Origin of the sequence: Saccharopolyspora rectivirgula DSM 43747, from assembly GCF_000497205.1 — a bacterium.
Classification (GTDB): Bacteria; Actinomycetota; Actinomycetes; order Mycobacteriales; family Pseudonocardiaceae; genus Saccharopolyspora; species Saccharopolyspora rectivirgula.
Map to the genome: position 1 here is coordinate 43,162 of NZ_AYJW01000024.1, position 11,102 is coordinate 54,263.

General features: G+C 71.1%; 9 protein-coding genes. 1 reads left to right on the forward strand and 8 read right to left on the reverse strand.

Going from position 1 to position 11,102, the window contains the following annotated elements; genetic code table 11:
* The first annotated feature begins 195 nt into the window (after window positions 1-195).
* Window positions 196-849: an ACT domain-containing protein gene (locus SREC43747_RS0108945; RefSeq protein WP_029720851.1), complete on the forward strand. Its 654-nt coding sequence runs from the start codon at window positions 196-198 to the stop codon at window positions 847-849.
* 58 nt (window positions 850-907) lie between these two features.
* On the opposite strand, the gene ligA is transcribed toward SREC43747_RS0108945, so the two are convergent.
* The 8 genes from ligA to SREC43747_RS0108985 all read right to left on the reverse strand — a co-directional run.
* Window positions 908-3,046, reverse strand: coding sequence for an NAD-dependent DNA ligase LigA (gene ligA, locus SREC43747_RS0108950; RefSeq protein WP_029720852.1), 2,139 nt, complete (start codon window positions 3,044-3,046; stop codon window positions 908-910).
* An 83-nt stretch (window positions 3,047-3,129) separates the two neighbouring features.
* Complete coding sequence (locus SREC43747_RS0108955; RefSeq protein ID WP_029720854.1) at window positions 3,130-3,819, reverse strand: hypothetical protein; 690 nt, start codon at window positions 3,817-3,819, stop codon at window positions 3,130-3,132.
* A 46-nt stretch (window positions 3,820-3,865) separates the two neighbouring features.
* Window positions 3,866-4,882, reverse strand: coding sequence for a DUF6461 domain-containing protein (locus tag SREC43747_RS0108960; RefSeq protein ID WP_029720856.1), 1,017 nt, complete (start codon window positions 4,880-4,882; stop codon window positions 3,866-3,868).
* An 81-nt stretch (window positions 4,883-4,963) separates the two neighbouring features.
* Entirely contained in the window at window positions 4,964-6,400 is a 1,437-nt protein-coding gene (locus tag SREC43747_RS0108965) for an NAD(P)/FAD-dependent oxidoreductase (protein ID WP_051387897.1), read from the reverse strand.
* Between the two features lie 383 nt (window positions 6,401-6,783).
* Window positions 6,784-7,815 carry a methionine synthase gene (locus SREC43747_RS0108970; RefSeq protein ID WP_029720859.1) on the reverse strand — a complete coding sequence of 344 codons (1,032 nt, stop codon included), beginning with the start codon at window positions 7,813-7,815 and terminating at the stop codon, window positions 6,784-6,786.
* Between the two features lie 45 nt (window positions 7,816-7,860).
* Window positions 7,861-9,393 carry an acyl-CoA synthetase gene (locus SREC43747_RS0108975; protein WP_029720860.1) on the reverse strand — a complete coding sequence of 511 codons (1,533 nt, stop codon included), beginning with the start codon at window positions 9,391-9,393 and terminating at the stop codon, window positions 7,861-7,863.
* Window positions 9,394-9,515: 122 nt separating this feature from the next.
* Window positions 9,516-10,604 carry a tRNA 2-thiouridine(34) synthase MnmA gene (gene mnmA, locus SREC43747_RS0108980; protein WP_029720861.1) on the reverse strand — a complete coding sequence of 363 codons (1,089 nt, stop codon included), beginning with the start codon at window positions 10,602-10,604 and terminating at the stop codon, window positions 9,516-9,518.
* A 4-nt stretch (window positions 10,605-10,608) separates the two neighbouring features.
* A partial coding sequence (locus SREC43747_RS0108985) for an aminotransferase class V-fold PLP-dependent enzyme (RefSeq protein WP_029720862.1) occupies window positions 10,609-11,102 on the reverse strand: 494 nt, incomplete at its 5' end.

An 11,102-nucleotide genomic window follows, 5' to 3' on the forward strand; every position in this document is an offset into this window, starting at 1 on the left:
CCGGTGCGCACCACTTCCCGCCACCCCCCGGTCCGACCACAGCATTGCCCTGGACAGCGGTATCCCCATACCCTCACCGGGTCTGCCACAATTTTCTGCGCAGTTCACCCGCCCCGGAACGTCCGCGGAGCCGCGTGGGCTGCTGACCGCGCGGCCGGCAAGGTGCCGCGCATGACGCTGGAGGCGTTGAGTTCGGTGTCCTTCCTCATCCGAGTGCAGATCCCGGACCGCCCCGGTTCACTCGGAGCGGTGGCGACCGCGCTCGGCGAGATCGGTGCCGACATCCTCAGCTTGGATGTCGTCGAACGCGGCAACGGCGCGGCGGTCGACGACATGGTCGTTGAACTGCCGTCCGGCCGGTTGCCCGATGTGCTGATCACCGCGGCGGAATCGGTGGAAGGCGTCCAGGTCGACGCGGTCCGCCCCTACGCCGGCGTGTTGGACACCCGGCGGGAGCTGGAACTGGTGGAGGAAATAGCCGCCGAACCGCGCCGCGGGCTGCAGATCTTCGCCGAAGGGGTCCCGCGCATCATCCGGTCCGGCTGGGCCGTGGTCTTCGGGCACCACTCCGGCGGCGCCGAGCAGCTCGCCGCCAGCACGTCCGCCCCGCAGGAGGGCTACCTGGAGCTGCCCTGGCTGCCGCTGCCGCGGGCGACCATCCTCGACGTCGAGGACTCGTGGGTGCCGGAGACCTGGAAGGAGCTCGGCACCGAACTGGCCGTGACCCCGATCGGCAAGCCCGACCTGGTGCTGTTGACCGGTCGGCCGGGCGGTCCGATGTTCCGGGCCGCTGAAGTCGCTCGACTGGCCCACCTGGCCGGCATCGTCTCGGTCGTGCTGGAGGAGTGAGCGCGGGGGCGCGGCTGCGCGGCCGCGCCCCGCACCGCAGCGCTCCTGGCGCCGGGGATCACTCCGCGGGCAGCACGTGCTGTTGGGCCGCTTCCGGTCCTTCGTCCAGCAGCACCCGGAAGCCGTCCTCGTCCAGGACGGGAACCCCCAGCTGCACGGCCTTGTCGTACTTGGACCCCGGTGAATCGCCGACCACCACGAAGGCGGTCTTCTTCGACACCGATCCGGCGGCCCGACCTCCCCGGGCCACGATCAGCTCCTTGGCCTCGTCCCGGGAGTAGTTCTGCAGCGTCCCAGTGACCACAATGGACAACCCGGTCAGGTGACGCGGGATCGACTCGTCCCGTTCGTCGGCCATCCGAACGCCGGCTTCCCGCCACTTGCGGACGATTTCGCGGTGCCAGTCCACCTCGAACCACTCCCGCACCGCAGCGGCGATGGTCGGGCCGACCCCCTCCGCGCTGGCCAGCTCCTCCTCCGAGGCCGACTCGATGCGGTCGATCGAACCGAACTCCTGGGCCAGCGCCCGGGCAGCCGTGGGACCGACGTACCGGATGGACAGTGCGACCAGGACTCGCCACAGCGGTTTTTCCTTGGCCGACTGCAGATTGTTGAGCAGCTTGACCCCGTTGGCCGACAGGTTGCCCTCTTTGGTGCGGAACAGCGGGACTTCCAGCAGCTTCGCCTCGTCCAGGCTGAAGATGTCCCCTTCGTCCTCGATCACGCCGGCGTCCAGCAGCGCCGTGGCGGACTCGTAACCGAGCACCTCGATGTCCAGCGCAGAACGGCTGGCCAGGTAGAACAGCCGCTCGCGCTGCTGCCCGGGGCAGTACCGCGCGTTCGGGCAGCGCAGGTCGACGTCGCCCTCCTTCTGCCGGCGCAGCTCGGTGCCGCACTCCGGGCAGTTCTTGGGCATGACGAACTCGCGTTCGTCCCCGGTGCGCACGTCCACCACCGGGCCGAGCACCTCGGGGATCACGTCACCGGCCTTGCGGATGACCACCCGGTCCCCGATGAGCACGCCCTTGCGGCGCACTTCGTCGGCGTTGTGCAGGGTCGCCATGGAGACCGTGGACCCGGCCACCTTCACCGGTTCCATCACCGCGAACGGGGTGACCCGGCCGGTGCGGCCGACGTTGACCTGGATGTCGTGCAGCGTGGTGGTCGCCTGCTCCGGCGGGTACTTGTAGGCGATCGCCCACCGGGGTGCGCGGGAGGTGGAGCCCAGCCGGCGCTGCAGCGGCACCTCGTCCACCTTGACCACGATGCCGTCGATCTCGTGCTCCGCGCTGTCCCGGTTCTTGCCCCAGTACTCGATGTGCTCGATCACTTCTTCCACAGTAGACAGAACTACTGTGTGCCGGGACACCGGAAGCCCCCACGCCTTCATGGCGGCGTAGGACTCGGACTGGCGCTGCGGCTCGAACCCCTCGCGCTTCCCCAACCCGTGGCACAGCAACCGCAGCGGCCGGTTGCGGGTGATGCGGGGGTCCTTCTGCCGCAACGATCCGGCGGCCGCGTTCCGCGGATTGGCGAACGGGGGCTTGCCGGCCTCCACCAGGCCGGCGTTGAGCTCGGTGAACTCGTCGACGCGGAAGAACACCTCGCCCCGGATCTCCACCAGCTCCGGAACCGGGTACTCGTCGGTCCCGGTGAGCCGATCCGGGACGTCCTTCATGGTGCGCACGTTGAGCGTGACGTCCTCACCGGTGCGACCGTCCCCGCGGGTGAGCGCCCGCTCCAGCTTGCCGTGGCGGTACACCAAGTTGACCGCCAGGCCGTCGATCTTCAGCTCGCACAGGTAGTGGACCTCGCTGGAGACCTCGCGCTCCACCCGGTCCGCCCACGCCCGCAACTCGTCGGTGTTGAAGGCGTTGTCCAGGCTCAGCATCCGCTCCAGGTGCCGGACCGGGGTGAATTCGGTGGAGAAGGAACCACCGACCACCTGGGTGGGCGAGTCCGGGGTGCGCAGCGCCGGGTGCTCCTCCTCCAGGCGCTGCAGCTCGATGAACAACTCGTCGAACTCGGCGTCCGAGATGATCGGCGCGTCCAGCACGTAGTACCGGAACTGGTGGGAGCGCACCTCTTCGACGAGGTCGTTGTAGCGCTCCCGGATCTCGGCCGGGACGTCCTCGAGCCCTTCGCGCCGGTGGCCGGCCGCCGGATCAGCCGGTAGACCGTTCTCCACACCGGCCACCTGATCGGTGCGGAAGTCCGAATTCTTGCTGGTCACCCTCTGAGCCTAGCGAGCCGCCCCGACACCGGCACACAGCGGCACGATCACTGGTCGGTGCGTTCGTCGTCGAGCTTGCGGGCCAGTTCGCGGAACTCCAGCAGCCCGATGGAACTCTGCGGTTCCAGCTCGGCGGTCTCCACCCGGCCCAACCGAGCGGCCGCCAACCGCTCCCCCAACGTGGCGTCCAGCGTGAGGAAGGTGAGCGCCCTGCGGGCCTCCGCCTCCAGCTGGGCGAACCCCGGGTGGTAGAGGGCCACGTCCACCAAGCCCTCCTCCTCGTCGACCTGCGCCACCACCCGGACCTGGTCGAGCGGGTACTTCTCCCCGCGCAGGTTGACGGTGACCTCGGTCGGGTCCGGCACCGGGGGAACGGAGTCGTGGTACTCCCACAGCGTGTCCGCCGGCGGGGCGGCCGCCATCCAGGCGTCGGTGTAGACCCGCAGCTCAGGATCCTCCTGGCTGCTGATCACCAGGGCGTAGACGGCCTTCTCACCGCGCTCGACGGAGAAGCTCAGGTGCGGGTGGAGCTCCGCGACCGCCTCGGCGATCAGCGGCTCGACCCGGTGCAGCACCTTGTCCCCGAGCGCTGCACTGATCTCGGGCAGCAGCTCCTTCCACCGCTGCCAGAACCGCGCAGCGCGAGCCGCCGCGTCGACGCTGGGGTCGACCGAGCTGGCCTCGACCGACTCGCTGGTGCCCTCGCTTGCAGTCCGGTTGCGGCGGAAGAACTTCATGCGGCACATTGTGCCGCTCCACCGCCGCGCGCGGAGGCGGAATGCCTCAAAAACCGGTGCCCCGCAACGCGGCGGTGGCCAACGCGACCAGTTCTTCGGCCCGCACCCCGCGCACCTCCCGGGCCGCGGCCAGCACCGCCAGCAGCGCGGTCAGCGGTTCTTCCCCGGTGGCTTGCCGCAGCACCTGCACCGCCCGCACCTGGTTGCGCGCGATGCTGGCCGGCCGCTGCTGGATGCTCTCCCAGTGCCACTGCCGGAACAACTCGTCCAGCAGCCCCCGGTCGACCCGGGAACCGACCGTCAGCAACCGCAGCGTGCGCACCACCAGCGGATGCTCCAAGCAGTCCGTCCGCGCCAGCACGTGCCGGGCGACCTGCAGCGCCGCCTGCCGCAGCTGGTGCGGCCCGGACCGGGACGCCAACTCCGCCAGCCGCGGCGGGCACACGTCCGGGTCCGGGTGGACGATCGCGGGCGGATCGTCCGGCCAAGCCGCGACCGGGAACGTCCAGAAGCTGCCGCTCAGCCACGCCTCGGTGGCGGGCAGCCCGGTCACCCGTCCGGCCAGCGCCAGCATCACCGGGACCGGATCGACGCCCTCCCATGGCAAACCGGTCAACAACGAGTCCAGCAGATCCGGGTTGGTGCCCTCCCGGTACTCCGGCAGGGCCGGCTCGAACGACACCCGCACCTTGCCGCCCGCGGCGTAGGAGAAGCTGCACTCCCCCTGCACGTCCCAGTAGATCGAGACCGCCTTGGTGCGCGCACTGGCCCGGCGCAGCACTTCGGGCCGCCTGCCCTGACCACCGGCGTCCTCCACCACCAGCTGCCAGTCACCAAGGCTGCGCACCGCGATCATCGGATATCTCTCCTGGTGCGCGAAGGCCTCCTCGCAGAAGTCGTCGATGTCCAGTTCCCGACCGGACTCCTGGACCGCTCCGAAGGCGGCCGCGGTTTGTCTGATGCCGCCCCCGGCCACCAAGGTCAAGCACGCGGCGTCTTGAATCGTGCTCGTCCTTATCCAGCAGGCCTGTCCGATCTCCTGTTCGGTGCATCTGCGAGCCACGGGGACTTCCTACCAGCCGCCCACGCCGTTCACCGCCGGTTCAGCAAAAATTGTTCGCTCAAAAGCATTTTCCACCAACGCCTACGAGGTGAAGCCCAGCCCCCACGAGTCCAGGCGGCGCAGCCACCAGTTGCGCCGCCCGCCGTGGCGGTCGGCGCTGCCCAACGACCAGCGGGTCAACTGGACTCCCAGCCAGCGCAACGGTTCCGGCGGCCACGGCAGCGGTCGGGTGGTGGCCCACCGCAACCCGGTGTGCTCCCCGGGGCGGCCGGCCAGCAGGTCGAGCACCACCCCGGAAGCGAACCTGGTGGCCGCCACCCCCAGCCCGGTGTAGCCCAGGGCGTAGCCGATCCGCCGGTCCCTGGTGGTGCCCATGAACGGGCAGAAGCGGGAACAGGTGTCCACCACCCCGCCCCAGGCGTGGGTGAACCGGAGCCCCTCCAGCTGCGGGAAGGTGGCGAAGAAGTGCCCGGCGAGCTTGGCGAACGTCTCCGGCCGCACGTGCAGTTCGTCCCGCACCGCGCCCCCGTAGTGGTAGATGGCGTCGTAGCCGCCCCAGATGATCCGGTTGTCGCTGGTGAGCCGGTAGTAGTGGAACTGGTTCCCGGCATCGCTGATGCCCTGCCGACGCGCCCAGCCGATCTCTGCCAGCTGGTCGTCGGTGAGCGGCTCGGTCGCCAGCACGTGGTCGTACACCGGGAGCACGTAGCGGCGCAGCCGGCGCAGCAGCGGCGGGAACCCGTTCGTCGCCAACAGCACCTGGCGCGCCAGCACCGAGCCGTAGGGGGTGCGGGCCAGCACCGCCCGGCCGGTCCGGTCCAGCTGCTCCACCGGGGTCCGCTCGTAGATGCGCACCCCGCGCCGCAGGCAAGCCTCCCGCAACCCCCAGGCCAGCCGGGCCGGGTCGAGCAGGGCAGCCGAATCCCGCATCCACAACGCACCCCGGTAGGTGGGCGAGCGGACTTCGGCCCGCACCTGGTCGGCGTCCAGCAGCTCGACGTCGTGGCCGAACTCGCCGGCCAGCTGAGCGGTTTGGCGCAACCCGCGCAGCTGCCAGTCCGCCACCGCCACTTCGAGCTCCCCGGTGCGCTCGAAGTCGCAGTCGATCCCGCAGGAGCGGATGGTCTTCTCGATGCCGTCGAGGTTCTGCATCCCCAACCGCTCCAGCACCCCCAGTTCCGGCGCGAACCACCGGTGACCGTTGCGAATGCCGTGGGTGAGGCTGGAAACGCAGAACCCGCCGTTGCGACCGGAGGCCGCCCAACCGCACTCGCGCGCCTCGACCAGCACGACGTCGGCCCCCGGATCCCGTTCCTTGGCCTGCAGCGCCGCCCACAGCCCCGTGTAACCGCCGCCGACGATCAGCAGGTCCGCGCGCACCGGCCGGGTCAGGGCAGAAGCCGGCTGCGGGCGCGGAGTGCGGGCCAACCAGTACGGTTCCGGTTCCACGTCGGCCAGCGCCGCGATGTGCGGCCCGGTATGTCGCTGGTGCAGGCTGGATCGGAGCAGGAAAGGCATGGCAGGACTCCCGAAGCCGCCGGATGAGCAGAAGAGCGGAGCAGCACCTGGCACGGCCGTACCCCGGCCACGATGCTGCACAGTGGACAGAACAGGACGTTGGGAGGGCGCAGAGGGGATTCCAGTCGGCCGGTCAGCCGCCGGAGTCGATCGCGAACAGCACGTCTCGCGTCACGGCGACACGGGTACCAGCACTCCGGACCGCCCGGCAGGCAGCGGAGATCGGCCTGCCAACCGGCTGCCGGGGAGCAACCGGGCACCGGCTCACCACGTGGGGCACAACCGCACGCATCGGAGCCACCTCCAGGGCTTATTGCGCCTAGCCCCGACTCTGACACCCGGGAGCGGTTTCGACAAGTGACCGGCCGGGCTACCCGGCTCCGCTACTGGTCAGCTTCGTCGGCGAACAACCGGGCCAAATCCCGGGTGAGACCGATGGCCCGGCGGGCCCACTCCGGGGAAGCCCCGGCCAACCCGCACACCGGGGTGGGGACGCTGCGCTGGGCCAGCACCCAGCGGCCGAAACCGAGCCGGGCGGCCAGGTCGAAAGCCGGCTGGGCCAACTGCCGCAGCTCCACCCGGTCCGCCGGATCGGTCCCGGGGACCAGGCCGAGGAACAGGGCGGTGCCCTCCTCCCAAGCCTCGCCGAGCTCGTCGGCGAACGAACCGCTGACCTCCCCCAACCGGGTCGCGTCCAGCGAGATGGCCGCCGCGCCGGCCTGCCGGAGCAGGGCCACCGGGGGCCGCTGCGCGCAGCAGTGCACGACGACCGGGGACCCGGTGGCAGCACCGAGCCGGTCGACGACCTCGCGCAGCAGCCGCTGCGCCTCCGGCTCCGGCACCGCCGGAACCGTGCCGTAGCCCGACGGGGTGGGCAGGTCCCCGGCCAGCACCGCCGGCAGGGTCGGCTCGTCCAGCTGCACCACGACCCGCGCCCCGGTGCGCTTGGCCACCTGGGCGGCGTGCTCGACGAGCCCTTCGGTGAGCGACTCGGCGAAGTCCCGCAGCGCCCCGCGGTCGGTCAGCACCCGGTGGCCGCGCTGCAGCTCGACCCCCGCCGCCAGCGTCCACGGGCCGGCCGCCTGCACCTTCACCGCCCGCGGCGCCCCGGTCTCCGACACCGCCTGCTCCACCGCGTCCAGGTCCCACCGCAGCAGGTCCACGGCCCGCCGGTGGTCCCGGCCCGGCCGCGCGGTGACCCGGTAACCGGAGGGAACCACCTCCACCGCCAGGTCCACCAGCAGACCGGCGGTGCGGCCGATGACGTCGGCCCCGACCCCGCGGGCCGGCAGTTCCGGGAACGGAACCAGTTCCGGCAGCTCGCCGACCACGGTGCGGGCGGTTTCCACCGGGTCCGTGCCGGGCATCGAGCCGACCGCCGTCGCGGTGCCGGCGCCCCAGACTTCGTCGCTCACGCAGCCATTATGGACACCGCCGGGGGTCGGCACCGCAACCGGCGGTCAGCTCGCGAGCTGTTCGCGCAGCACCCGCTTGAGCAGTTTGCCGGCGCTGTTGCGCGGCAGGTCCTCGACGAAGTGGATCCGCTTGGGCACCTTGAACCCGGCCAAGCGCTGGCGGGCGTGGTCGATCAGCTCCTCCTCGGTGACCGGGCCCTTGGCCACCACCACCGCGACCACCATCTCTATCCACTTCGGATCCGGGACCGCGACCACGGCGGTTTCGGCCACCGCCGGGTGGGTGTAGAGGACGTCCTCGACCTCCCGGGAGGAGACCAGCACCCCGCCGGTGTTGATGACGTCCCTGATCCGGTCCACCACGTAGATGTAGCCCTGCTCGTCCCGGCGCACCAGGTCCCCGGAGTGGAACCAGCCGTCGCGGAACGCCTCCGCGGTCTCCTCCGGCTTCTCCCAGTACCCGGTGCACAGCTGCGGCGACCGGTACACGATCTCGCCCAGTTCCCCGGGCGCGACCTCCTCCCCCTGCTCGTCCACCACCTTGGCTTCGACGAACAGCACCGGGCGGCCGGCCGAGTCCGGGCGCTCCTCGTGCTCCTCGGGGCGCAGCACCGTCGCCAGCGGCGCGATCTCCGACTGGCCGAAGCAGTTGTAGAACCCCAGCCGGGGCAGGGCCTGCCGCAACCGCTGCAGCACCGGTCCGGGCATGATGGAAGCGCCGTAGTAGGCCTTGCGCAGCGAGGAGAGGTCGTGCTCGGCGAACGAGGGGTGGTTGCTCAACGCCACCCACACCGTCGGGGCGGCGAAGAACGACGTGATCCGCTCGGACTCGATGCGGGCCAGCGCACCGGCCGGATCGGGGTCCTCGGCCAGCACGTTCTGCGACCCGATCATCAGGTGCGGAAGCATGAACACGTGCATCTGCGCCGAGTGGTACAGCGGCATCACGTGCAGCGGGCGATCGTCCGCGGAGAAGTCCAGCGCGGTCACGCAGGACAGGTATTCGTGCAGCAGCGCCCGATGGGTCATCATCGCCCCCTTGGGCTGGGACGTGGTGCCGGAGGTGTAGAGCAGCTGCACGAGGTCGTCGTCGGCCACGGCGACGTCCAGCTCCGGGACCGGGCCCGCAGCGCACCGCTCCACCAGCGATCCGACCTCGTCCCGCAGCGGGAGGACACCGGTCACCGCGGTCTCCTCGCGCACCTTCGCCACGTTCTCGGCCAGCCCCGGATCGACCAGCACCAGCGTGCTCCCGGACTGCTGCAGCAGGTAGCTGAGCTCCCCGCCGGTCAGGTTGTAGTTGACCGGCACGTGCACCAGGCCGGCCCGAGCGCACGCCAGGAAGCCGATCAGGTAGGCGTCGGAGTTCCGGCCGTAAGCGGCGACCCGGTCGCCCTTGCTCGCCCCCGCCTCCAACAGCACCGCGGCGGCCCTGGTCACCGCCGCGTCGAGTTCGGCATAGGTCCACACCTGCTCCTGGCCGGTGCGGTCGGCGAACCGCAACGCCACTCGATCGGGATGGCGGGCGGCACTGCGCCGCAGCACATCGGCGACCGTGCTGGCACGGACATCAAGCATGGGACCGCTCCCTTCACCCGGATGTGAGGCCAGACACTAACCGCCGGAGCGGTCCGGTCCAAGCCCTTCCACCGGGCGGAGCAGGAGCGGTTCACCTCCGCGGCGGTACCGGGCGCCGCGCCTCAGCTGGCCGCGGAGATGATGCCGCTGCCGAGCACCAGGTCACCGGCTTCCTCCGGCCGGTACAGCACGATGGCCTGCCCGGGCGCCACCCCGCGCAGCGGCTGCCGCAGCTGCACCCGGATCCCGGTGTCGGTGGCCTCGGCGACCGCCTCGGCGGTGCCGCCGTGGGCGCGCACCTGGACGACGCACTCGGTGGGCTCTGCCAACGGCCGCCCGGACGGCCAGATCGGGCGCTTGGCCTGGATCTCGCTGACCTGCAGCCGTTCCGCCGGACCGACCTTCACCGTGCCCGAGACCGGCTCCAGGGACAGCACGTAGCGGGGCCGGCCGTCCGGTGCCGGGCGGTCGATGCCCAGCCCGCGCCGCTGGCCGACGGTGAAACCGTGCACGCCGGTGTGCTCGCCCAGCACCGCACCGGTCTCGGCGTCCACCAGCTTGCCCGGCCGCTGGCCCAGCTTCTTCTCCAGGAACTTCCGGGTGTCCCCGTCGGGGATGAAGCAGATGTCGTGGCTGTCGGGCTTCTTGGCCACCGCCAACCCGCGCTCGGCCGCCTCCTCGCGCACCTCGCTCTTGAGCGAGTCGCCGAGCGGGAACATGGAGTGGCGCAGCTGCTCCGGCGTCAGCGAGGCCAGCACGTAGGACTGGTCCTTGCCCTCGTCCCGGCTGCGCCGCAGCACCGGCACGTCGTCCTGGATGGACAGCCGCGCGTAGTGCCCGGTGCACACCGCGTCGAAGCCCAGCGCGATCGCCTTCTCCAGCAGCGCCTCGAACTTGATCTTCTCGTTGCACATCAAGCACGGGTTCGGCGTGCGCCCGGCCGCGTACTCGCCGACGAAGTTCTCGATGACCTCCTCGGTGAACCGCTCGGCGAAGTCCCAGACGTAGAACGGGATGCCGAGCATGTCCGCGGCCCGACGGGCGTCCCGCGAATCCTCGATCGTGCAGCAGCCGCGGGCCCCGTTGCGCAGGGTGCCGGGCTTGGCCGACAGCGCCAGGTGCACCCCGACCACGTCGTGACCGGCATCCACCGCCCGCGCAGCGGCGACCGCGGAATCCACGCCGCCGCTCATTGCGGCAAGTACTCGCACGTCCTCACACCTCCGTGGCAGCGGTCGCCGACCTGCGCAATCCTGCCAGACCGGCGTTCCGGGCTCGTTGGACCACCGGGCCGATCGCCTCGATGAGCGCTTGCACGTCAGCTGCCGTCGAAGTGTGCCCGAGGGAGAACCGCAGCGACCCCCGAGCCGCCTCGGGAGACGCCCCCATCGCCAGCAGCACGTGGCTGGGCTGGGAAACCCCAGCGGTGCACGCCGAGCCGGTGGAGCACTCGATCCCCTTGGCGTCCAGCAGCATCAGCAGGCTGTCGCCTTCGCAGCCGGGGAAGGTGAAGTGCGCGTTGCCCGGCAGCCGGGACGGTCCCCCGTCCACCAGGCCGTCGCCCGGATCCCCGTTGAGCACCACGTCCGGCACCTCGGCCCGCACCCCGGCGATCAGCTCGTCGCGCAGCTTGGTCAGCTGCGGGACGTGGGTGCTGCGCTGGTCCACCGCCTCGCGCACCGCCGCGGCCAGGCCCAGCACGGCGGGGG

Bases quoted from the DNA above. Each gene is read 5' to 3' on its own strand.
- SREC43747_RS0108975 (WP_029720860.1), bottom strand. From the start codon at position 9,393: ATGCTTGATGTCCGTGCCAGCACGGTCGCCGATGTGCTGCGGCGCAGT.
- SREC43747_RS0108965 (WP_051387897.1), bottom strand. From the start codon at position 6,400: ATGCCTTTCCTGCTCCGATCCAGCCTGCACCAGCGACATACCGGGCCG.
- SREC43747_RS0108955 (WP_029720854.1), bottom strand. From the start codon at position 3,819: ATGAAGTTCTTCCGCCGCAACCGGACTGCAAGCGAGGGCACCAGCGAG.